Consider the following 22,398-nt stretch of genomic DNA (forward strand, 5'->3'; position numbering starts at 1 on the left):
GCCGGTTCAGGCCCCCTTCTCCCGGGTCGCCCGGTCCAGCGCCCGGTCCAGGACGACCAGCAACGCGTCCCGTACGGAGAGCCGGTCCCGGGCGTCGAACTGCACCAGCGGCACGTGTTCGCCGATCGCCAGCGCCCAGCGGATCGAGGGCAGGTCGAGGGCCAGCCGGCCGTCGAAGGCGTTCACCCCCACGGCGAACGGCAGCCCGGCCCGCTCGAAGAAGTCGATCGCCGGATAGCAGTCGTCGAGCCGGGCGCTGTCGACCACCACGAGCGCGCCGAGCGCGCCCCGGGCCAGGTCGTCCCACATGAAGCCGAAGCGGGCCTGGCCGGGCGTGCCGAAGAGGTAGAGCTTGAGGCTGCGGTCGATGGTGACGCAGCCGAAGTCCATGGCCACCGTGGTGGTGGTCTTGTCCGAGGCCGCGCCCGGGTCGTCGACGCCGATCCCGGCGGTGGTCATCTCCGCCTCGGTGGTCAGCGGGGCGATCTCGGAGATCGCGCCCACCGCGGTGGTCTTGCCCACCCCGAAGCCACCGGCGATGAGGATCTTCACCGGGATCGGTGGGCGGGGCGCGGGCACCCGGCTGACCGTCGGGCCGGCCACCTCGGGCGGCCGGTACGGCGGCGGCGGAGCCGGCGTGGCGGCCCGACCGGCCGGCGGGACGGTGGTGGGCGGGGCGACGTACCGGGTGGCGGCGCTGTTCGCGACGGGACCGCCCGCCGCGGCCGCCGGCCATTCAGGAGATCGCACGGAGTCCATCAATCACTCGCAGGATGAGGTCGGGGTCGAGGGCGTCGTCGGCGTCCCCGAGGTGCACGTCGAGGTGCCCGGCCGCGCGGAGGTCGCCGACGAGCACCCGGGTCACGCCGAAGTGCATCCGCGCCCGGGCGGAGATCTCGGCGACCGAGATCGGCTCCGCGCAGAGCGCCACGATCGTCGCCAGTTCCGTGTCGAGCCGGGCGATCACCGCCCACGAGCCGCTCTCCGGCCGGGCGGTCACCTGGGTCTCCAGGCCGATCGCCGGATCGCCGTCCACCCGTCCGGCGGTCAGCACGAACGGACGCGGACCGGTGGGCTCCCCGTCGCCCGTGTCCGGCCCGGGGCCGGGGGACGGCGCGCGCAGGAAGGGCCGGACCCGGGTGCCGGGCTCCGGCTCCGGGTCCTCGCCGGCCGCCTCCGGGGTCATTGCTGGACGGCGTTCTTCAGTTCGGCGATCAACCGGGGGCTCAGCGCGCCGCCGGCCCGGCCGGCGAAGAGCGTCATCTCGTACGCCACGGTGCCCAGGTTGGCCGAGCGGTCGGCGACCACGCCGAGGACCGAGCCGCTGCTGATCGCGCTGATCAGCAGGTAGCCCTCGGCCATGTCGACGATCACCCGGTTCAACCCGCCGAGCGCGTACCAGCTGGCCGCGCCTCCGGCGAGGCTGGTCATGCCGGAGACGACGGCGGCCAGCCGCTCCGCGTTGGACCGGTCCTTGATGGCGGACATGGCCATCAGCAGTCCGTCCGAGGAGACTGCGATCGCCTCCATCACCCCGGCCGTGCTGGAGGTGAACGAGTCGAGCAGCCAGTTGAAGGTGCGTGCCTCGGGGCTGAGGCCGCCGGCGGTGGTCTGGTCGGCGTTGTCGTGCAGGAACGGGCTGGTCACCGTGATGCGTCCTCTTCGTAGCGGCGGTCTGGACCGACTTCGCGCAGAGCACGGGCGACGCCCGCCTCGAAGTCGGTGATGAGGTCGCGGACCTCGGCCGGGTCCCCCGGCGGCGGGCTTGCCGGCGGGGTGGTCTGTGCCGGGGCCGCGGCCAGGTTCGCCCCGGGCACCCGCCGGCTGAGCCGGGGCCGGCCGGGGGTGGCCACGGCGGGGGTGGAGTCGTCCTCGGCCCGGCGTACGCCGTCCTGGAACGCCTCGACCAGGGCCCGGACCGTGGCCGCGTCGGCGGTGGTGGCGACGACCGGTCCCGGCGCCGGCTCGCCGGGCGGCAGGTTCGCCCCGGGCACCCGCTGCCGGATCAGGGGCTGGGACCAGGCCGGCCCGGCGGGCGGGGGCGCGAGGGCCGGCCCGGCGGCCGGGAGGCCGGTCGCCGGCCCGGCGGCCGGGGGAGCGGCCGGTGCCGGGCCGACGACCGGGGTCGGCGGGTCCGGGGTGCCGGGACCGGGGGTCGCCGGCACCGGGGTGGCGGGCGCCACGAGGGGCGGCCAGGCGGTCGGCGGCCCGCCGGCGGCCGTGTCGAGGTCGGCGGCCGTGCCTGGGCCGGTGACCGTGCTCGGGTGGGCGGTCGTGTGCGGGTCGGCGGCCGGGTTGCCGAAGGCGTTCCAGGACTCACTGGCCTCGATGCTCCGGGTGGCCCGGCTCAGCAGCGCCACGTCGAAGCCGGCCGGCTCGTCGGCGGCCGGGATCCGGGCGGGCTCGGGCAGCGGGCGCCGCTCCCGGGACGGCACCGAGGCCCGCGCCACGGCCGCGCCGGCCCGCTCGGGACGGCGGACCACCAGCAGCGCGGCCGGGATGTCCAGGTGGGCCGTCACCCCGCCGCCGGCGGTCGCGGCCAGCCGGACGCTCCAGCCGTGCCGGCGGGCCAGCCGCCCCACCACGAAGAGCCCGAGCACCTCGGTCGGGGCCAGGTCGAGCCGCTCCCGGCGGGTGAGCCGCGCGTTCTCGGCGGCGAGGCGCTCCTCGGTCATGCCGATGCCCCGGTCCACCACGGTGAGCCGGGCGCCGTCGTCGGTCTGCTCGCCGGCCACCAGCACCCGGGTGTGCGGCGGGGAGAAGGCCGTGGCGTTCTCCATCAGCTCGGCCAGCGCGAGCACCAGGTCACCGGCGGTCGCGGGCCCCGCCGACACCCCGGACGGGACCTGCACGTCCACCCGGGTGTAGTCCTCGATCTCACCGAGCGCGAGCCGGACCAGGTCGGCCAGCGGGACCGGCGCGACGTGCCCGTCCGACCCGGTCGCGCCGGAGAGCACCACCAGGCTGCCGGCGTTGCGGCGCAGCCGGCTGGAGATGTGGTCGAGGCGGTACAGGTGTTCCAGCCGCCCCGGGTCGGTCTCCTGCCGCTCCAGCCGGTCGATAAGGGCGATCTGCCGGCCCACCAGGTTCTGCGTACGCCGGCCGACGTGGCCGAACATCTGCGCCACGTTGCGCCGGCCGGCTACCTGCCGCTCGACCAGCCGGGCGGCGGTGCGCTGCACCCGCTCGAACGCCCGGGCCAGGTCGCCGATCTCGTCCCGGGACCCGACGTCGACCGGGTCGAGGCGGACCGGTGCCACGGTCTCGGACTCGTCGTCGACCACCCGGGTCAGCTCCGCCTCGGCGACCCGGGCGACCCGGTTCGCGGAGCGGGTGAGCCGGGTCAGCGGCCGGGCCACCGTCCGGGCCACCGCCATGCCGAGCAGCACCACGCTCAGCAGGATCAGGGCGGCCGCCGCGCTGACCAGCCAGGCGGCGGCGAGTGCGTCCCGCTGCTCGCCCCGGGTCTCGGCGATGACGTCCGCGACGATCTTCTTCTCCACGAACTGGCCGAGGGTGATCATCGAGCGGACCGAGGGGAACAGCGCGTCCAGCGGCACCGCCGCGATGGCCGCCACCGGGTCCTTGACGCTGTCGACCAGGAAGGTGGGGCTGGTCCGGGCGGCCACCGCCGCGTCGTCCAGCATGGCGAGCCGGTACTGCTCCGGCGTGATCAGGCTGCGGAACCGCTGGTTGTCCACCTGGAGGGCGGCCATGCAGGCGATGTACGAGCCCGCCACCTTCGGGTCACCCGTCGTCTTGACCAGCACGATCAGCGTGGCGCAGGCGCCCAGCCCCTCGTCGGCGCGCAGCAGCGCGTCCAGCGCCAGCACCTGCCGCCCGGCCGAGGTGCCGGTGTCCACCTGGAACGGCAGCCGCAGCGACTCGATCAACGCCATGTCGACCGTGCGGAACGCGCTCATGATCCCGTCCGGGGTGGCCGTGCCGGCGAGCACGGAGGTACGCAGGTCGCCCAGCGTGCGTACCCCGTCGAGGGCCGCCCGGACCGGCGCCGGCAGCGACTCGGCCCGCAGGTCGGCGACCCGGTCGTCCACCGTGGCGGATTTCTGGATCAGCTCGGTGCGGGTCACCCGGCCGAGCAGCGATCCCACCGAGAGCAGGCGTTCCTGCTGAAGGTCCTGCACGAGGCTGCCGATGCGGCTGGCCACCCGGACGGTGTCGGCGATGTCGGCGGCCCGCTGGGCGGCGGCGACCCGGTCGAGGACCACCGGCACGGCCAGTCCGACCATGCTGAGCAGCGGGATGATCACCAGCAGGGCGAGCCGGCCCCGGATCCGCAGCCTACCGAGCAGCATCGAACGGCCTCCACCGCTCGGAGTCGCCGCGTCCGCCGCCGACGGGCAGGAGTTCGCCGTTCCCGCGGGTGGCCGGCGGATCGGGGCGGAGGGTGACCGGCGGCGGGCCGGCCTCGGCGGGCTCGCCGTCCGCCTCGGCGGCCCGGCGGCGGGCGCGCCGCAGCGCGGAGAGCAGCACCCCGGCCAGCAGGGCGAGCAGCACCCCGGCCGCCGCGACGGCGCCCCGGGCCAGCCAGCGGTCCCGGTCGAGCCGGTCGAGCCGTTCCGCCAGCAGCGCGTCGAGCTGGTCGAGGATGACCTGCCGGAGCTGGGTGGCGGCGGACTGCGCGCCGCGCCGCGCGGCGCCGAGCTGGACCGGGTCGGGCCCGGCCGCTCCGGCCGGCGCCGAGAACGCGGCCAGCGCCTCCACCGAGCGCTGGTAGGTGTCCAGGGGGGTGAGCACGGTCGGGCCGAGGTCGGTGCTCTCCGAGCTGCCCACGGCCGCCCGGAGGTCGTCCACCAGGTCGGTGGCGGGCCCGAGCGCGGCGACCCGGAGTTCGGCCAGTTCGGCGACGGTCCTCGGGCGGTCCGCCGGGGACCGGTTCGGGGCGAGGGTGGCCACGTCGGCGAGGCGGCCGGCGGCGACCATGGCAGCGGGCAGGTCCGCGCCGACGGCGTCCTGCACGAAGAACGAGTCGGAGCGCGGGTCGCGGACCAGACCGGAGGCCTCCCGGACCTTCCGGTGCAGGGCCAGCAGCAGGTCGGCGACCTCGCCGTACGCCTGGAGGGCCGCCTCCGGGCCGGCGAGCCCGCGCTCCGGCAACGCCTCCAGCTTGGCCCGTACCCCCGCCCAGCGTTCCCGGGTGCGGAGCTCGTCGCCGACCGCGCCGTCCACCTCCGCCGCCCGCTCGACGGCGGCGGTGAGCGCCGCCCGGGAGACCGGCCGGCCGGCGACCGCCGTGGTCTGCGCGTCGATCAGCGCGTCGGTGACCGGTCCGAGCGCGCGCAGGTAGCGGACGCCGAGCCGTTCCCGGGCGGCCAGGTCGTGGTCGTCGCCGGTGTGCCCGTCGGTCTGGGCGAAGAGCAGCCCCAGCGGGGCCAGCAGCGCCAGCACGAGCAGCAGGCGCACGGTGCGGCCCGGTACGGAGGGCCGCCGGCGGGTCCGCGGCGCGGGGACGGTCATGGTGTGTCTCCTCCGGCGACGGCGGGGGACGGTCCGGAGCCGGGAGGTCGCCATACGCAGTCCCGTGCACCGGACCGGAAAAGTAGTCGAACCGGGCGGGGGTGGGAGCGGGCTCCGCGAGTCGGCTTCACGTCACTTCGGGTCGCGTCACGTCCGGTTGACCTTGTACCTACGGAGCGTCCGATATGGGCGGGAGGAAGGTGGCATCGGCGGCATTTGCGAGCGTAGATGTGAATTCACGGGATCAGAATTCATCCCGCTGGGACGCTCTGGACCTTCCTCGGTCGACGGAACCCGGACAACGAACGGTGCAACCGGACGGACGTACGGCGGATCTCAGGGAATGCTCAGCCGGCGGGCCGTACCGTGTGCCGCATGAGATCACCGCTGCCTGTCGCGCGGATCCGGCGTGCCCTGGCCGGCCGCCCGCGCCGGCTCGTCGCCGCGGTGGTGGTGGTCGTCCTGGTCGCCGCCGCCCTGGTCTGGGCGGCGCGCCCGGACCGCCCCGGCTTCCGCACCGAGTCGGCCCTGGTGACCGTCCGTTCCGGACCGGCCGGCGACCAGCCGGTCGACCTCGACACCACGCTCTACCTGCCCGACGACGCCTCGGCCCGGCACCGGGTCCCGGCGGTGCTGCTGGCGCACGGCTTCGGCGGCACCAAGGAGTCGGTCCGCTCCGACGCGGAGGACCTGGCCGCCCGGGGTTACGCGGTGCTCACCTGGACGGCCCGCGGCTTCGGCCGCAGTGGCGGCGAGATCCACCTGGACAGCCCCGACTACGAGGTGCGCGACGCCGAGCGCCTGCTGGACCGGCTCGCCGCCCGCCCGGACGTCCGCCTCGACGCGGCCGGCGACCCCCGGGTCGGTGTGGTCGGCGGCTCGTACGGCGGCGGCCTGGCCCTGCTGCTGGCCGCGCAGGACCGCCGGGTCGACGCGATCGTTCCGATGATCACCTGGAACGACCTGTCCCGCGCCTTCCTGCCGGAGAGCACCGGCAAGGCGCCCACCGAGGGCGTGTTCAAGAAGGGCTGGGCCGGCATCTTCTTCGGCGGTGGCGGCAACGCCGGCTCCGGCCCGGCCGGTCTCTCCGGCACCAGCGCGGCCCAGCCGGAGGGCGCCCCGGCGTCGGCCGGCGCGCCGAGCCCGCAGCCCGGCGCCGGTCCGGGCGCCGGCCCGGGTCGCGCCCCGGCCGGCGCCGCCGACCCGTCCTGCGGCCGGTTCGCCGCCGACGTCTGCGCCGCGTACCTGCGGATCGCCACCACCGGGCGGGCCGACGCCCAGGCGGTCGACCTGCTGCGCCGCTCCTCCCCGGCCGGGGTGCTCGACCGGATCACGGCACCCACCCTGCTGGTGCAGGGCGAGGCGGACACCCTCTTCCCGCTCACCGAGGCCGACGCCAACGCCCGGGGCATCGCCGCCGGCGGCACCCCGGTGCGGGTCGCCTGGTTCACCGGCGGCCACGACGGCGGCGCCGGACCGACCTCCGACTCCGACCGGGTGAAGTTCCTGACCGCGCAGTGGCTCGACCACTACGTGAAGGGCGACGGCGAGGCGCCCGGCGACAGCTTCACCTTCTCCCGGATCGCCGGGTTCGACGCGCTCGACCGGGGCCTGGTGGCCACCGGTTTCCGCACCGCCGACTACCCGGGCGTGACCGGGCAGGGCCGCCGCGAGGTGACGCTGGCCGGGCCGCCCCGGCCGGTCGCCAACCCGCCCAACGGCAACCCGGCGGCGATCTCGTCGGTGCCGTTCGCCGGGGCGCTCGGCTCGCTGCTGGACGGGGTGGCCGGCGACATCCCCGGCCAGCACGCCCGGTTCGAGTCGGCGCCGCTGGCCGACCCGGTCGACGTGGTCGGCGCGCCGACCGTGCGCATCCGGGCCGCGTCCGCGACCGGCGAGGCGGTGCTCTTCGTCAAGCTCTACGACGTCGACCCGCAGGGCGCGGCCACGCTGCCGGACGGACTGGTGGCGCCGGTCCGGCTGACCGGCCTGCCGCGGACCGTCGAGGGGGCCGCGCCGGTCACGATCACCCTGCCGGCGATCGTCCGGCGGATCGAGGCCGGTCACCGGCTGCGGGTCGTGGTGGCCACCTCCGACCAGGCGTACGCCACCCCGGCCGAGCCGGCCGTGTACACCGTGGCGCTCGGTGACGGCCCGCTGGTGCTGCCCACGGTCGACGCCACGCCCATCCCCACCACCGCCACGGTCTGGCGCTGGGTGCTGGCCGGCCTGCTCGCCGCGATCGCGATCGGGCTCGTCGTGGTCGTCCTGCTCGCCCGCCGCCGGCACCGCCGCCAGGACAGCTCGGTCCACCCGGCGTACGCGGGCGTCCCGCTCGCCGTCCGCAACCTGCGCAAGGAGTACGCGGACGGCTTCGTCGCCGTCTCCGACGTGGACTTCGAGGTGCACCCCGGCCAGGTGGTCGGGCTGCTCGGGCCGAACGGCGCCGGCAAGACCACCACGCTGCGGGTGCTCATGGGGCTGACCCAGCCCACCGCCGGCGAGATCTACGTCTTCGGGCACCGGCTGGTGCCCGGCTCGCCGGTGCTCTCCCGCATCGGCGCGCTGGTCGAGGGGCCGGGCTTCCTGCCGCACCTGTCCGGTCTGGAGAACCTGCGGGCGTACTGGCGGGCGACCGGCCGGCCGTGGGCGGACGCGCACTTCGACGAGGCGCTGGAGATCGCCGGGTTGGGCGACTCGGTGCACCGGCGGACGAAGAACTACAGCCACGGCATGCGCCAGCGGCTGGCCATCGCGCAGGCCATGCTGGGCCTGCCCGAACTGCTGGTGCTCGACGAGCCGACGGACGGGCTCGACCCGCCGCAGATCGCCGAGATGCGCCGGGTGCTCCAGCGCTACGCCACCGACGGCCGGGCGGTGCTGGTCTCCAGCCACCTGCTCGCCGAGGTGGAGCAGACCTGCACCCACGCCGTGGTGGTGAACAAGGGGCGGATCGTGGCGTCCGGCCCCGTCGAGGAGATCGTCGGGGAGTCGCCCAGCGTGCTGTTCGACGTGAGCGACCCGGACGCGGCGCGCGGCGTGCTCGACCGGCTGGCCGGCGTACGGGTGCTGCCCGACGGCGACGGCGGGCTGGTGGTGGACACCAACGGCACCGCCCGCAGCGAGGTGGTGGCCGAGCTGGTCCGGGCCGGCATCGGAGTGGACCGGGTGGTGCCCCGGCGACGCCTGGAGGACGCGTTCCTCGCCCTGGTCGGCGAGAACTCTCGGGGAAGCGGGGACCGGTGATGGCGCAGTCGTCTTCTGTCGGGCCGGTCGGTGCGGCCGTCGGTTACCGGCCGTCGGCCACCCTGCCGTTCCTGGCGGAGTTCCGCCGGCAGGCGTCGCGGCGGCGTACCCAGCTCGCGCTCGGGTTCATGGTGCTGTTGCCGCTGATCATCCTGATCGCGTTCCAGTTCGACTCGGGCGGTGACGACGACAACAGGCGGGGCGAGTTCTCCAGCCTGGTCGACCTGGCCACCTCGGGCGGGCTGAACTTCACCCTATTCTCGATCTTCGTGTCGTCGTCCTTCCTGCTGGTCGTCGTGGTGGCGCTGTTCTGCGGTGACACCGTTGCCAGCGAGGCGAGCTGGGGCAGCCTGCGCTACCTGCTGGCCGTTCCGGTGCCCCGGGCCCGGCTGCTCACGGTGAAGCTGGTGGTCGCGCTCGTGTACTCGGCGCTGGCGCTGGTGCTGCTCGCCGGCACCGCCCTGCTCGCCGGCACCCTCCGGTACGGCTGGTCCCCGCTGCGCAGCCAGGTCGCCGCGGAGCTGGCCCCGGGCGAGGGCCTGGTCCGCCTGCTCGGCGTGCTCGGCTACCTGGCGGTGGTCCTGCTGGTGGTGGCCGGCCTGGCGTTCCTGCTCTCGGTGACCACGGACGCCGCGCTCGGCGCGGTCGGCGGTGCGGTGCTGCTCTGGATCCTCTCCAGCATCCTCGACCAGATCACCGCTCTGGGCGGGCTGCGGGCGTTCCTGCCCACCCACTACAGCAGCGCCTGGCTCGGGCTGCTGTCCACTCCGGTGCAGACCGACGACGTGGTACGCGGCACCATCTCGGCGGTCGCCTACGCCACCCTGTTCTGGGGTCTGGCCTTCTGGCGGTTCACCCGCAAGGACGTCACGAGCTGACCCGCCGGGATACGATGGGAGCGTTCCCAAAAGTCTTCCCAACCCTGAGGAATCAGTAACGATCGGTGACTAGGTGCCTCATGCTGGGGATATCCATCCCTAGCTATGGAGGCTTCGATGGTCCCGGCGCGACTGAACGGTCCCGTGCTCTCCCTGTTCCGCATGGTCACCGGCCTGCTCTTCCTCTGCCACGGCGCGGCGTCCCTCTTCGGCGTCCTGGGCGGCAACCCGATGACCGGCAGGGCGCTCCCGATCGGCGAGTGGCCGGGCTGGTGGGCCGCGCTGATCCAGCTCGTCTGCGGCGCGCTGGTGCTCGTCGGCCTGCTCACCCGGCCCGCCGCGCTGCTCGCCTCCGGCTCGATGGCGTACGCGTACTTCGTGGTGCACCAGCCGGACGGCCCGCTGCCGCTGCGCAACGGTGGCGAGCCGGCCGCGCTCTTCTGCTGGTCGTTCCTGCTCGTGGCGGTGCTCGGCCCGGGCAGCTGGGCCCTGGACGCGCTGCTCTCCCGGCCCCGCGAGGTGGCGACCGAACCCGCCGCACGCCCCTCGGTGCCGGCCTGATCCGGGCGTCAGAGGCGGCTGTCGGGGTTGGGTGCCGTGGAGGGTGGGCCGCTCGGGGCGGGTGGGTTGGTTGCCGTCGGGCCGTCGTAGCGCTTCCAGGCACTCACCCCGAGCCGGCCGGTGTTGCCCAGGTCGATCGGCCCGTCCAGCTCGACGGGGTGGGCGGGCCGGCCCGGCAGCGGGGCGACGTCGAGGTATGCCCCGTTGCTCGCCACCACCGTGGCGTCGGTGACCAGGTTGCGCCAGAGCAGTGCGGCGCCGGCCCGCTCGCCGGGGCGCAGGACGAGCCGGGCGGGGGGGGGGGGGGGCTGGTCGAAGCCGGAGGTGATGGGGCGCGCGCCGGGAATGATCTGGACCGCGATCGGATCCCCGTCGGCGTCCCGGAGGCGGGGTGCCGGATAACCGCGCAGCTCGTACGGGCGGTCTCCGCAGTTGACCAGCTCCAGGCCCATGGCCCGCAGGCCCATGGCGGCGCTCACCCCGAGCTCGATGATGCGGATCCCGTCGGGTGAGCACGCGGGCGGGGGCGGTGACGTGCGGGGCGCCGGGGTGGGCGGGGCCGGTGCGGAGACGGGATGGGGCGTCGGCGCGGGGGTGCAGGCGGCGACCAGCGCCACGCCCGCGAGGGCTCCGATCCGTGCCGCCGTCGTGCGCATCCGGCGATCATCCCAGCCGGTGGCCGCCCGGTGTGGCCCGGGCCGGGTGGTCAGGCGCGGGCGGGCGCGGCGAGGACCGCGTCGAGCAGCCCCGGGTAGAGGCGCTCCAGCTCCTCGCGGCGCAGCCGGACGTAGCGGCTGGTGCCGGCGACCCGGGTCCGGGTGAGGCCGGCCTCGCGCAGCACCTTGAGGTGGTGGCTGCGGGTCGCCTTGGAGACGCCGAACTCGAAGGTGCCGCAGGCGTGCTCCCCGCCCTCGGCCAGGGCACGCACGATCTGCAGCCGGACGTCGTCGGCCAGGGCGGCCAGCACGGCGGTGACGGGCACCTCGCGCAGCTCGGGTTCGTGCAGCTCCATGTGACCAGCGTAACCTATGTTCGACATCGGTCGAACAACCTCCTACAGTCGGCTCCGTTGGTTCGACGATACTCGAACATTGGAGCCGCGATGCGTTCCCGTTCCGCCGCCTTCCCGCTCTTCGCCGTGGTGAGCTGGGGCGTCATGTTCCCCGTGCTGGCCAGCGCGCTCACCCGGGTGGACGCCCTCAACCTGACCACGGCCCGGTACCTGCTCGCCTCCGTCGTGCTGCTCGCCCTGCTGCTGGCCCGCGAAGGGTTCGCCGCCCTGCGGACGCACCGCCGCGCCACCGAGGTGGCGCTGCTCGGGGTGCTCGGCTTCGCCGGCTTCAACGTGCTGACCAACCTGGCCCTCGGCCACGCCACCCCCCAGCAGATCGCCCTCTTCGCCTCCAGCACCCCGCTGGTCACCCAGCTCGTCCGCTGGGCGCGCGACGGGGTGCGCCCCCGGCCGGCGCTGCTCGGCCTCTCCCTGGTCGCCCTGCTCGGCGTCGGGCTGGTGATCACCCGGGGCCGGCTCGACGGGCTGGACCAGTTCGGGGTGGGCGGGCTGCTCATGATCGGCGCGGTGCTCGGCTGGGCCTTCTACACGCACGGCGCGAGCCGGTTCACCGAGTGGTCGCCCCTGCGCTACACCACGCTGACCTCCGTCGCCGGCCTGCTCGCCATGCTCGCGGCCAGCGCGGTCGCCGACCTCACCGGCCTCCAGCACGCGCCGGCTGCCGCCGACCTCCTCGCGGTCGCCCCGCAACTGGCGTACGCCGTGGTGGTCGCCGCCGTCCTCGCGGTGCTCGCCTGGAACACCGGCATCCGCCGGCTCGGCGTCGCCGACGCCGCGCTGTTCATGAACCTGGTCCCGGTGACCACGTTCGCGGTGCAGGTCCTGCGCGGCTACCGGCCCGGCGCGGTGGAGCTGGTCGGTGCCGCGCTGACCATCGCCGCCCTCGTCGCGGCGAACCTGGCCACCCGTACCCGGAAGGCGCCCGCCACCCCGGCGGCGGTCGCCGTGACCGACCACCCCGCGGTGATCGAGCCGGTCGCGGTCGTCGCGCGCTGACCCGGGCCGCGGCTCACACCGTGGGAACCGGGCTCGGCAGCGCCCCGGCGCCCGCATAGACTCGGCGGCACAACTGCATACCTCATCCAGAGGGGCTGAGGGATACGGCCCGATGACGCCCCGGCAACCACCCGCGCGCTCGACGACGAGCGACCGCGGGCAGGTGCCAATTCCGTCCCCGCCGCACCCGGCGATGCGGGGGAAGATGAGAGGAAACCCTCGACATGACGTCGACGATCCCCGCCGCCTCCGGCATCGACACCAGCCTCAGCCCGGCCCGCGCCCTGGTCTGCCGCGCCTGTTCGGCGCGCTACCCGCTGGCCGCCCAGCACGCCTGTTACGAGTGCTTCGGCCCGCTGGAGGTCGACTACGACACCAGCGCCCTGGCCGCCGTCACCCGCGAGCAAATCGAGGCCGGGCCGAAGAACCTCTGGCGGTACGCCGCCCTGCTCCCCGCCGGCCAGGACCCGGCCACCCGGGTCACCCTCGACCCGGGGCTGACCCCGCTGGTCGCCGCCCCACACCTCGCCGCCGAGCTGGGCCTGACCGCCCCGCTCTGGGTCAAGGACGACAGCGGCAACCCGACCCACTCGTTCAAGGACCGCGTCGTCTCCGTGGCGCTGACGGCGGCCCGGGCGCTCGGCTTCACCCGCTACGCCTGCGCCTCGACCGGCAACCTGGCCAACTCGGTGGCCGCCCACGCGGCCCGGGCCGGGGTGCCCTCGGTGGTCTTCATCCCCAGCGACCTGGAGCAGGGCAAGGTGGTGACCACCGCCGTCTACGGCGGCGACCTGGTGGCCATCGACGGCTCGTACGACGACGTGAACCGGCTCTGCGGCGAGCTGGTGGAGACCGACGAGTTCGAGGACACGGCGTTCGTCAACGTGAACGTGCGGCCCTACTACGCGGAGGGCTCGAAGACCCTCGGCTACGAGGTGGCCGAGCAGCTCGGCTGGCGGATCCCGGCCCAGGTGGTGATCCCGATGGCCAGCGGCGAGCTGCTCACGAAGATCGACAAGGCGTTCCAGGAGCTGGTCGAGATCGGGCTGGTCGAGGCGCCGGCCGGCGGCTGGAAGGTGTTCGGCGCCCAGTCCGCCGGCTGCAACCCGATCGCCACCGCGCTGCACGCCGACAGCGACACGATCGTCCCGGTGAAGCCGACCGGCATCGCCAAGTCGCTGAACATCGGCGACCCGGCCGCCGGCCTCTACGCCCTAGAGGCGGTGCGCCGCACGGGCGGTTGGATGGAGTACGCGGACGACGACGAGATCCGCGCCGGCATCCGGCTGCTCGCCCGCACCACCGGCGTCTTCGCCGAGACGGCCGGTGGCGTCACCGTGGCGGTGCTGCGCAAGCTCGTCGAGTCCGGCCGGCTGGACCCGGCGGCGGAGACGGTCGTCTTCAACACCGGCGAGGGCCTCAAGACCATCGACGCGGTCGCCCCCGAGGTCGGGCCCACCCACCGGATCCGGCCCAGCCTCCGCGCCGCCCGGGACGCCGGACTCCTGTCCTGACCTCCGACTCCGGGCTCATCCGGGCGGGGGATGGGGGGATCGCCCGGGCGGGGGATTGGGGTGATCCGTTGGGTAACTGGCTTTTCGCTGTGAGTGCGGAAAACGCGCCGACAAGGACTTGACGGCAGGAATTGGACGGCGCAAGATGCTCCGTGCGGGAGGGCATCCGCCGGAGACTTTTCAAGTTCTTGCGACCCAACGCCGGAGGCGTTGTGCGGACGTCCCTCCCGACCAACGTCCGAAGGGGCCAGCGGAAAACCGCTGGCCCCTTCGCTGTGCGTGGCGCACGCTCGCGGCATGGGCATCGCCGTCTCCCCCCTCGATCCCGCCGACCAGGCGACCCTCGACGCGGTCTACCGGACGGCGGCCGCGGCGCAGGCCGTGGACGAGCCGGACCTCCCGCCGCTGTGCCGGCGGCGGTTCGAGGCGCCGCTGCGGCACCCGATGCCCGGCGTCGACACCCGCTGGTGCGTGGCGCGCCTCGACGGCGTGCCCGCCGGGTGGATCCGCCTGTACCTGCACACCCTCGACAACACCGAGAACGCCAGCGTCGAGCTGGTGGTGGACCCGGCGTACCGGCGGCGCGGGGTGGGCCGCGCCCTGCACGGGCACGGCCTGCGGCTGCTCCGGGAGCACGGCGGCAAGCGGCTGGTCGGCTCGACGGTCACCCCGCTGCCGGGGGAGGAGCGCCGGGAGCTGCCCGGGGCCGCCTTCGCCGCCGCCGTCGGCGCGAAGCCGGCGCTCGCCGACGTGCGCCGCCGGCTGGACGTCACCGCGCTCGACCGGCCGCGCCTGGCCGACCTGCTCGCCGGCGCCCGCACGGCCGCCGCCGGCTACCGCACGGTGCGCTGGTCGGACCGCACCCCCGAGGAGTACGTCGCCGACGTCGCCTACCTGGAGGGGCGGCTGCTGGTGGACGCGCCCCTCGGTGACCTCGAATGGGAACAGGAGAGGGTGGACGCCGACCGGATCCGCGGCACGGAGCGGGCGCTCGACGCGCGCGGCGTCCGCCGGTACCACGTCGGTGCGGTGCACGAGGCGTCCGGCCGGGTGGTCGCGTGGAGCATGGTCAGCCTGGCCGCCAACACCACCTGGCACGCCTGGCAGCAGATCACCATCGTGGCGCCGGAGCACCGTGGCCACCGGCTCGGGCTGCTCACCAAGATCGAGAACCTCGACCATGCGCTGGCGCACGAACCGGAGCTGCGCGTCATCGACACCGTCAACGCGGCGGCGAACACCCACATGATCGCGATCAACGAGCAGCTCGGCTACCGGCCGGCGGCCGGCTCGACCGACTGGCAGCTGACGATCTGACTTGTGACACGCCACTACTGATCTGGTGGCAAGCTGTTGCATGATGGCGGGCATGACGGAGACCCCGCACCCCCTGTACGACAGGCACGCCGAGACCCTCAACCGGGCGCTGACCGCGATCACGGAGCGCGGGTACTGGTCCGCCTATCCCGAGTCGCCCAGCCCCCGGGTGTACGGCGAGACCGCCGCCGCCGACGGCAAGGCCGCCTTCGAGGCGTACCTGGGCGGCGACTTCCCGCTCGACCAGCCGGGCGACGGCGGCACCGTCGCCACCGAGGTCAGCCCGTTCGGCGTGGCGCTCGACGTGCGCTACCCGCACGCCACCGCCGACCAGCTCGTGACCGCCGCCACCGCCGCCCTGCCGGCCTGGCGCGACGCCGGTCCGCAGGCCCGGGTGGGCGTCTGCCTGGAGATCCTCGACCGGCTGCACCGGAACATCTTCGAGCTCGCCAACGCGGTGCAGTTCACCAGCGGCCAGGCGTTCGTGATGGCCTTCCAGGCCGGCGGCGCGCACGCGCTCGACCGGGCGCTGGAGGCGGTCGCCTACGCGTACGCCGAGATGACCCGGCACCCGGGCACGGCCGGCTGGGAGAAGGCCGCCGGCAAGGGCGACCCGCTGCGGATGAGCAAGACCTTCCACGTGGTGCCCCGCGGCGTGGCGCTGGTGATCGGCTGCAACACCTTCCCGACCTGGAACTCGTACCCGGGCTTGTTCGCCTCGCTGGCCACCGGCAACCCGGTGGTCGTGAAGCCGCACCCGCGCGCGGTGCTGCCGCTCGCCATCACCGTGAAGTACGCCCGCCAGGTGCTCGCCGAGGCCGGCTTCGACCCCAACCTGGTGCAGCTCGCGCCCGAGGCGGCCGGCGAGAAGCTCGCCTCGACGCTGGCCCTGCACCCGGCCGTCAAGATCGTCGACTTCACCGGCTCCACCGAGTACGGCGACTGGCTGGAGGCCAACGCCCGGCAGGCCGCCGTCTACACCGAGAAGGCCGGCCTCAACACGGTGGTCATCGACTCCACCGACGACTTCGCCGGGCTGTGCCGCAACCTGGGCTTCACGCTGACCCTCTACAGCGGCCAGATGTGCACCACCTCGCAGAACCTGCTGATCCCCCGGGACGGCATCGAGACCGACCAGGGGCACAAGAGCTTCGACGAGGTGGCCGCCGGCATCGCCGGCGCGGTCGCCAAGCTCACCGCCGACCCGGCCCGCGGCGTCGAGCTGACCGGCGCGATCGTCAACGACGGCGTGCTGGAGCGGCTGGAGGAGGTCACCAAGGTCGGTGAGCCGGTGCTGGAGTCGCGGACCGTGGCGCACCCGTCCTTCCCCGACGCCGTGGTGCGGACGCCCACCGTCGTGAAGCTCGACGCGGCCGACACCGCGACCTACTCCCGGGAGTGGTTCGGCCCGATCTCGTTCGCCATCGCCACCGACTCGACCGCGCACAGCCTGGAGATCCTCCGCTCGACCGTCGGCGAGAAGGGTGCCCTGACCGCCGGCGTCTACTCGACCGACGAGGCGGTGCTGGACGCGGCCGAGGCGGCGGCCATCGACGCCGGCGTGCACCTGTCCTGCAACCTGACCGGCGGGGTGTTCGTCAACCAGTCGGCGGCGTTCTCCGACTTCCACGGCTCGGGCGCGAACCCGGCGGCGAACTCGGCGCTGACCGACGGCGCGTACGTGGCGAACCGCTTCCGCATCGTCCAGAGCCGCCGCCACGTCTGAGAGGCAAGGAGGGGTCCCCTGTTAACGCCTCCGGTAGAGCAGGGGGCCCCTCTTAACACCCCGGCGTCAGGCCGGGCGGCGCATCTGGAGTTCGTGGAGCGTCGGGATCCTCGGGTGCGGGACGCGCACGCCGGTGTCCACGAAGCCCAGCTTCTCGTACGCCCGGCAGGCGCGGCCGTTGCCGACCACCACCTCCAGCATGAGCTCGGGCCGGCCGCACGCCCGGGACCAGGCGGCCACCTCGTCCACCAGCGCGCCGAGCAGCCCGCTGCCCCGCCAGAACGGCGTGACGTAGACGGCGTAGATGACGGTCAGCCCCGGCTCGTCCGGAGCGACCGTGCCGCCGGCGTGGCCGACCAGCCGGCCGCCCGGGTCGGCCACGAACTGGGCGTTGTGCTCTCCCTGCGAGACCGCGGCGATCCGGGCCGCGTACTCGGCGTGCGGCCGGGCGGCGGCCTCGGCCACGGTCTCCAGGAACGCCAGCGGGGAGTCGGCCAGCATCTCCAGCCGGAGCGCCCGCATCCGGGCGGCGTCGGCCGGGCGGACCCGGCGGACGGTGGTGGTCGTGGTGGGCGCGCTGGTCATGTCGCATGCATACCGGAAGGGCTGTCACCCGCGCCCGGCCGGGGCCCGGACCGCGCCCGGAATATGCCCGATTTGTGGTCGTGCGCGGTCGTCACGCCTCGTGTAGCGTGCGATTTCGGTCACCCGATTCAGCGGCCGTCGCCGATCGCCGAACCGGTGGCTCGCCGGTGCCGGTCCGCCGGTTTCCGGGGTCGTGGAACGCCGCGCAGAGTGAGGAAGTGCACCGTGGCACAGGGCACCGTGAAGTGGTTCAACTCCGAAAAGGGCTACGGCTTCATCGCCGTCGACGGCGGGCAGGACGTCTTCGTCCACTTCTCCGCGATCGAGATGGACGGCTACAAGGCGTTGGACGACGGCCAGCGGGTCGAGTTCGAGATCGCCCAGGGCCAGAAGGGGCCGCAGGCCGAGCGGGTCCGCGTCATCGCCTGATCCTCCGTGGCCGCCGCCCGATCGGCGGCCGCGTCACCCCGACGAGGGGGCTGCGGCGCAGGCCCGCGCCGTGGAAGATCATGAGCCGTTCCAGCCGCCGCTGCTGAGGAGGGTTCATGTCCGACCTGCCCCCGTCGGGTTCCGCCGAGCCAGGGTCGCCCACCCCGACCGATCCGGGCCGGCCCGCCGTCCCGGCCGACCCCGCCGTGCCGACGCAACCCGTCCGGCCCGCTGCGCCCGACGGGACCGCCGTGCCGGCCCCCGGTGCGGCCGGCAACCCCGCGGCGCCCGCCGTCCCCGGCCAGCCGGGGCCTGCGGCGTGGGGCGGGTTCGCCGCCCCCGGTCAGCCCGGATCCGGCGGGCCGCAGCCCTGGGACCCGCACCCGGCCGGGCCGCCGCAGGGCTGGGCCTGGCCGGCCGGTGGCGCGCCGATGCCCGGCGCGGCCTACCCCGGCTACCCGCTGCCCGGCCAACCCTATGGCTGGCACCCGGGTCTCGACCCGCAGGATCCGCTGGTCACCCCGCCGCACGCGGGCGTCGGCGGCTGGTTCAGCCGGTGCGGTGGTGCGCTGCGGCGCGGCTGGCGGCAGCTCCTGCCGATCATGTTGCTCACCCAGACCGTCCCGGCGACGGTGATCGCGGTCATCTCGCTCGCCCTCGCCCCGACCGAGCAGCCGGTCACCGGCGCGGACGGCACCCCGGTGCTGCCCAGCGGCTACTTCGAGCACGTGTTCGCCTTCTACGGCGCGGTGCTCCTGGCCGCCCTGATCTTCGGCCCGCTGCAGAGCGCCGGCTGGGCCGCCGGCACCTGGGTGGTCGCCCGCCAGGCGGCCGGGGAGCCGGTCGGGGTCGGCGCGGCGCTCCGCTACGGGCTGCGGCGCGCCCTCGGCCTCTGGGGCTGGACCATCGTGACCTCGCTGCTGATCACGGTCGGCACCTGCTTCTGCCTGCTGCCCGGCCTCTACGCGGCGTTCGCGTTCGCCCTGTTCGGGCCGATCTACCTGTTCGAGCGCCAGGAGCCCATCGGCCGGGCCTGGCGGATGTTCCATCAGCGGTTCGGCATGGTGCTGGGCCGGGTGGCGCTGGTCATCTGCGCGCTGATCGCCGCCACGGTGCTGGACGGGGTGCTCGGGCTGGTCAACCAGCTCGCCTTCGGGGTGGACCCGCTGGCCGCCCCGGGCACCGCCGTGGGCGCCGTGGCGCTGGCCGTGCTCGGCGCGGTGCTGGCGACACCGGCCTACCTGGCGCAGCTCGTCGGGCTGGTCGCCACGTACGCCGAACAGCGGGCCCACGAAGGCCCGGTGAACGCCGCCCGGCTGGCCGCGGAACTCGGCTGAGCGGGGGCAGCGTGCTTGCACTCGGCTAGGGAGAGTGCTAAACAGGTCATTGGCACTCGCGTACGGTGAGTGCCAATGGTCGGGGCGGTAGGGCCACGGCCGTGCCGGTGTCGAAATGGCGCCGGAGCGGCACGGGCCGGTCGTCGCGGGCTGTCCGGCCCGACCGAGGAGACGTCGTCGTCGCCAGGTGGCGACGTCCCAAGGTGCGTACACCAGACGGCCCATCCGGGGAACCCTCGGGTGGCCCGTGAGTGTCCAGGAGGACAACGCCGTATGGCCAAGATGATCGCGTTCGACGAAGAGGCGCGCCGCGGCCTCGAGCGGGGCATGAACCAGCTCGCCGACGCCGTGAAGGTGACGCTCGGCCCCAAGGGCCGCAACGTCGTGCTCGAGAAGAAGTGGGGTGCCCCCACCATCACCAACGATGGTGTGAGCATCGCCAAGGAGATCGAGCTCGAGGACCCCTACGAGAAGATCGGCGCCGAGCTGGTCAAGGAGGTCGCGAAGAAGACCGACGACGTGGCCGGTGACGGCACGACGACGGCGACCGTCCTGGCCCAGGCCCTGGTCCGTGAGGGTCTGCGCAACGTGGCCGCCGGCGCCAACCCGATGGCCCTGAAGCGGGGCATCGAGGCCGCCGTGGCCAACGTCTCGGAGGAGCTGCTGAAGCTCGCCAAGGACGTGGAGACCAAGGAGCAGATCGCCTCCACCGCCTCCATCTCCGCCGCTGACCCCAGCGTCGGTGAGATCATCGCCGAGGCGATGGACAAGGTGGGCAAGGAAGGCGTCATCACCGTCGAGGAGAGCAACACCTTCGGCCTCGAGCTCGAGCTCACCGAGGGCATGCGCTTCGACAAGGGCTACATCTCCGCCTACTTCATGACCGACCCGGAGCGTATGGAGGCCGTCTTCGACGACCCGTACCTCCTGATCGTCAACAGCAAGATCTCGTCGGTGAAGGACCTGCTCCCGATCCTGGAGAAGGTCATGCAGTCGGGCAAGCCGCTGCTGATCATCTCCGAGGACATCGAGGGCGAGGCCCTGGCGACCCTGGTGGTCAACAAGGTCCGCGGCACCTTCAAGTCGGTCGCCGTCAAGGCGCCGGGCTTCGGTGACCGCCGCAAGGCCATGCTGGCCGACATCGCCATCCTCACCGGTGGTCAGGTCATCAGCGAGGAGGTCGGCCTCAAGCTCGACGCCGTCAGCCTCGACATGCTGGGCCGCGCCCGCAAGGTCGTGGTGACCAAGGACGAGACCACCATCGTCGACGGTGCCGGCGACGCCGACCAGATCCAGGGCCGGGTCAACCAGATCCGGGCCGAGATCGAGAAGAGCGACTCCGACTACGACCGCGAGAAGCTGCAGGAGCGCCTGGCCAAGCTGGCCGGCGGTGTTGCGGTGATCAAGGTCGGCGCGGCCACCGAGGTCGAGCTGAAGGAGCGCAAGCACCGCATCGAGGACGCCGTCCGCAACGCGAAGGCCGCCGTCGAGGAGGGCATCGTCCCGGGTGGTGGCGTCGCGCTGGTGCAGGCCGGCAAGACCGCCTTCGACAAGCTGGACCTGGCCGGCGACGAGGCGACCGGCGCGCAGATCGTCAAGATCGCGCTGGACGCCCCGCTGCGGCAGATCGCCGTCAACGCCGGCCTCGAGGGTGGCGTCGTCGTCGAGCGGGTCCGCAACCTCGACCCGGGTCACGGCCTCAACGCCGCGACCGGCGAGTACGTGGACCTGCTGGCCGCGGGCATCATCGACCCGGCCAAGGTGACGCGTTCCGCGCTGCAGAACGCCGCCTCGATCGCCGCGCTGTTCCTCACCACCGAGGCCGTCGTGGCGGACAAGCCGGAGAAGACCCCGGCCGCCCCGGCTGGCCCGGGTGGCGGGGAGATGGACTTCTGAGTCCAGCTTCACCCAGCACGCCGAAAGGGGCGGGCCGCGTCAGCGGTCCGCCCCTTTGCGTCTGTCTCAGGTCGGCAGTGGTCGTTGGTTGCGTCGCTTGTGCGCCCGGTCGTAGGGCGGTGTGAGCCGGATCGGTTCGTCCACCGGTTGCAGTGGTTCCTCGGCGGAGGGTCCGTCCGCCCCGGTCATCTCCGCGAGTTGCTCGGCGTCGCCGAAGTCGAGCCGGTCGAACGGCAGCTGGCCGGGAAGCTCGCCGACCGGTCGCCAGCTCGCCGGCTGGTCGTCGGTCCGTTCGTCGTCCGTGGTCATGCCCGCCTCCTCTAATCCCCGACCGTAGGGGCCGGTCGATGGCCGAGGAGGCCGAACGGCGTTATTGCCGTCTATGTAACTTTAGTTACTTCTGTCCGTTCAATGCCTTCCGGTACAGGAAGAACACCCGCTCGATCCGCGCGCCCGCCGCCCCCGAGTAGAACGGCACCGGGCCCACCCAGCCGATCTGCGCCGCCTCGACCCCGGCCGCCGCCTGGTCGCGCAGGCAGCGGCGCAGCAGCACCCCGCCGATCCCCGAACCCTCGGCCGCCGGGGCGGTCCCCATCGGCCCGAACCAGCTCGGCCGCGACGACCCGTACGCGGCGAAGCCGAGGATCTCACCGTCGCGCTCGGCCAGGTGCGCGCCCGCGTCCGGCCGTCCGACCGAGCCGGCCAGCTCGCCGTCCCAGGCGCCGCCGAAGGTCGCGCGGGCGAACCCGGCCAGCGCCGGCAGGTCGGCCGGCTCGGCCCGGCGTACCGTCACGCCGCGCCCGGCCAGCCGTTGCTCGGCGGCCTCGGTGGAGCGCAGCGCCGCCGAGCCCTCGCCCAGGTCGGCCGTCATGTTCCAGGCCGTCCGGTCCTGCCGGTAGCCGAGCCGCAGCGCGGCGCACACCGCCGGCGTGTAGCGCACGTCGATGCCGGGCCAGGCGTACTGCGGCGGGTTCCCGGCCAGCAGCAGCTCGGCCGCGCCGAGCCCGCCGAGCCGGGCCTCCGCCTCGGCCAGCAACGACCCACCGATCCCCTGGCGGCGCTCCTCCGGCGCCACCGCCACGAGGTCGACGTGACCGACCTGCGGATCCCGCGCGGACAGCGAGCCGACCAGCACCCCGACCAGCGTGCCGCCGCGGACCGCGCCGAGCCGCAGCACCGGACGGTCTGCCGCCGCGCGGTCGGCGAGGGTGGCCACGATCGCCGGCGCCTCGGCGGCGTCCTCCGGCAGGTCCAGGGCGCGCCGGCAGAGGTCGACGACCTCGGCCAGGCGGTCGGGCCCCAGCTCGATGATCTCCACGTCCATGGACGCGACCCTAGGTCATCCGCCGGCCAATGGACAGGG

General features: G+C 74.2%; 20 protein-coding genes and 1 riboswitch. Of the genes, 10 read left to right on the forward strand and 10 right to left on the reverse strand.

Translation table 11 applies throughout. From position 1 onward, the window contains the following. Positions 1 to 6: 6 nt before the first annotated feature. Genes RMN56_RS13935 through RMN56_RS13955 form a run of 5 tightly spaced genes read right to left on the reverse strand, consistent with a single transcriptional unit; the run spans position 7 to position 5,478 of the window. On the reverse strand, positions 7 to 759 hold the full coding sequence (locus tag RMN56_RS13935) for a GTP-binding protein (RefSeq protein WP_313724195.1): 753 nt from the start codon (positions 757 to 759) through the stop codon (positions 7 to 9). Continuing rightward, entirely contained in the window at positions 737 to 1,186 is a 450-nt protein-coding gene (locus tag RMN56_RS13940; RefSeq protein WP_313724196.1) for a DUF742 domain-containing protein, read from the reverse strand. Before RMN56_RS13940 ends, RMN56_RS13935 begins: the two co-directional genes overlap by 23 nt. Then, a complete protein-coding gene (locus RMN56_RS13945) occupies positions 1,183 to 1,647 on the reverse strand; it encodes a roadblock/LC7 domain-containing protein (protein WP_262282813.1) in 465 nt (154 codons plus the stop codon). Before RMN56_RS13945 ends, RMN56_RS13940 begins: the two co-directional genes overlap by 4 nt. Beyond that, positions 1,644 to 4,316, reverse strand: coding sequence for an ATP-binding protein (locus RMN56_RS13950; protein ID WP_313724197.1), 2,673 nt, complete (start codon positions 4,314 to 4,316; stop codon positions 1,644 to 1,646). Before RMN56_RS13950 ends, RMN56_RS13945 begins: the two co-directional genes overlap by 4 nt. After that, on the reverse strand, positions 4,303 to 5,478 hold the full coding sequence (locus RMN56_RS13955) for a hypothetical protein (protein WP_313724198.1): 1,176 nt from the start codon (positions 5,476 to 5,478) through the stop codon (positions 4,303 to 4,305). The genes RMN56_RS13950 and RMN56_RS13955 overlap by 14 nt, the downstream gene beginning before the upstream one ends. Positions 5,479 to 5,853: 375 nt before the next feature. Between RMN56_RS13955 and RMN56_RS13960 the strand changes: the two genes are divergently transcribed. The 3 genes from RMN56_RS13960 (at position 5,854) to RMN56_RS13970 (ending at position 10,163) form a co-directional block, all read left to right on the forward strand. After that, positions 5,854 to 8,724 (forward strand): alpha/beta fold hydrolase, encoded by a 2,871-nt coding sequence (locus RMN56_RS13960; protein WP_313724199.1) that lies wholly within the window; start codon positions 5,854 to 5,856, stop codon positions 8,722 to 8,724. Beyond that, positions 8,724 to 9,602 carry an ABC transporter permease gene (locus tag RMN56_RS13965; protein WP_313724200.1) on the forward strand — a complete coding sequence of 293 codons (879 nt, stop codon included), beginning with the start codon at positions 8,724 to 8,726 and terminating at the stop codon, positions 9,600 to 9,602. The genes RMN56_RS13960 and RMN56_RS13965 overlap by 1 nt, the downstream gene beginning before the upstream one ends. 117 nt (positions 9,603 to 9,719) lie before the next feature. Then, positions 9,720 to 10,163, forward strand: coding sequence for a DoxX family protein (locus tag RMN56_RS13970; RefSeq protein ID WP_313724201.1), 444 nt, complete (start codon positions 9,720 to 9,722; stop codon positions 10,161 to 10,163). An 8-nt stretch (positions 10,164 to 10,171) separates the two neighbouring features. On the opposite strand, the gene RMN56_RS13975 is transcribed toward RMN56_RS13970, so the two are convergent. Next, positions 10,172 to 10,819: a DUF4232 domain-containing protein gene (locus tag RMN56_RS13975; RefSeq protein ID WP_313724202.1), complete on the reverse strand. Its 648-nt coding sequence runs from the start codon at positions 10,817 to 10,819 to the stop codon at positions 10,172 to 10,174. A gap of 50 nt (positions 10,820 to 10,869) precedes the next feature. After that, a complete protein-coding gene (locus RMN56_RS13980; protein ID WP_262282820.1) occupies positions 10,870 to 11,175 on the reverse strand; it encodes an ArsR/SmtB family transcription factor in 306 nt (101 codons plus the stop codon). Positions 11,176 to 11,265: 90 nt separating this feature from the next. On the opposite strand from RMN56_RS13980, the gene RMN56_RS13985 reads away from it, so the two are divergent. From RMN56_RS13985 to paaN, 4 genes are all read left to right on the forward strand, one after another. Next, positions 11,266 to 12,231: a DMT family transporter gene (locus RMN56_RS13985; protein WP_313724203.1), complete on the forward strand. Its 966-nt coding sequence runs from the start codon at positions 11,266 to 11,268 to the stop codon at positions 12,229 to 12,231. A gap of 79 nt (positions 12,232 to 12,310) precedes the next feature. Further along, a riboswitch (SAM riboswitch) is annotated at positions 12,311 to 12,443 on the forward strand. Positions 12,444 to 12,455: 12 nt separating this feature from the next. After that, the gene (gene thrC / locus RMN56_RS13990) at positions 12,456 to 13,745 is read left to right on the forward strand and encodes a threonine synthase (RefSeq protein WP_313724204.1); all 1,290 of its coding nucleotides are present in this window, start codon (positions 12,456 to 12,458) and stop codon (positions 13,743 to 13,745) included. Positions 13,746 to 14,042: 297 nt separating this feature from the next. After that, positions 14,043 to 15,062 (forward strand): GNAT family N-acetyltransferase, encoded by a 1,020-nt coding sequence (locus RMN56_RS13995; protein ID WP_313724205.1) that lies wholly within the window; start codon positions 14,043 to 14,045, stop codon positions 15,060 to 15,062. Positions 15,063 to 15,114: 52 nt separating this feature from the next. After that, entirely contained in the window at positions 15,115 to 16,788 is a 1,674-nt protein-coding gene (paaN, locus tag RMN56_RS14000) for a phenylacetic acid degradation protein PaaN (RefSeq protein WP_313724206.1), read from the forward strand. Positions 16,789 to 16,854: 66 nt separating this feature from the next. On the opposite strand, the gene RMN56_RS14005 is transcribed toward paaN, so the two are convergent. After that, a complete protein-coding gene (locus RMN56_RS14005) occupies positions 16,855 to 17,373 on the reverse strand; it encodes a GNAT family N-acetyltransferase (RefSeq protein ID WP_313724207.1) in 519 nt (172 codons plus the stop codon). Between the two features lie 225 nt (positions 17,374 to 17,598). Between RMN56_RS14005 and RMN56_RS14010 the strand changes: the two genes are divergently transcribed. From RMN56_RS14010 to groL, 3 genes are all read left to right on the forward strand, one after another. Beyond that, entirely contained in the window at positions 17,599 to 17,802 is a 204-nt protein-coding gene (locus tag RMN56_RS14010) for a cold-shock protein (protein ID WP_067305333.1), read from the forward strand. Positions 17,803 to 17,918: 116 nt separating this feature from the next. After that, the gene (locus tag RMN56_RS14015) at positions 17,919 to 19,139 is read left to right on the forward strand and encodes a hypothetical protein (protein ID WP_313724208.1); all 1,221 of its coding nucleotides are present in this window, start codon (positions 17,919 to 17,921) and stop codon (positions 19,137 to 19,139) included. A gap of 273 nt (positions 19,140 to 19,412) precedes the next feature. Further along, entirely contained in the window at positions 19,413 to 21,035 is a 1,623-nt protein-coding gene (gene groL, locus RMN56_RS14020; protein ID WP_091317388.1) for a chaperonin GroEL, read from the forward strand. A gap of 66 nt (positions 21,036 to 21,101) precedes the next feature. Here the strand turns inward: groL and RMN56_RS14025 are convergent, their stop codons facing one another. Both RMN56_RS14025 and RMN56_RS14030 read right to left on the reverse strand, forming a co-directional pair. Next, positions 21,102 to 21,344: a hypothetical protein gene (locus tag RMN56_RS14025; RefSeq protein WP_313724209.1), complete on the reverse strand. Its 243-nt coding sequence runs from the start codon at positions 21,342 to 21,344 to the stop codon at positions 21,102 to 21,104. Between the two features lie 85 nt (positions 21,345 to 21,429). Further along, a complete protein-coding gene (locus RMN56_RS14030; protein ID WP_313724210.1) occupies positions 21,430 to 22,359 on the reverse strand; it encodes a GNAT family N-acetyltransferase in 930 nt (309 codons plus the stop codon). Between the last annotated feature and the right edge of the window lie 39 nt (positions 22,360 to 22,398).

Origin of the sequence: Micromonospora halotolerans, from assembly GCF_032108445.1 — a bacterium.
Lineage (GTDB): Bacteria > Actinomycetota > Actinomycetes > Mycobacteriales > Micromonosporaceae > Micromonospora > Micromonospora halotolerans.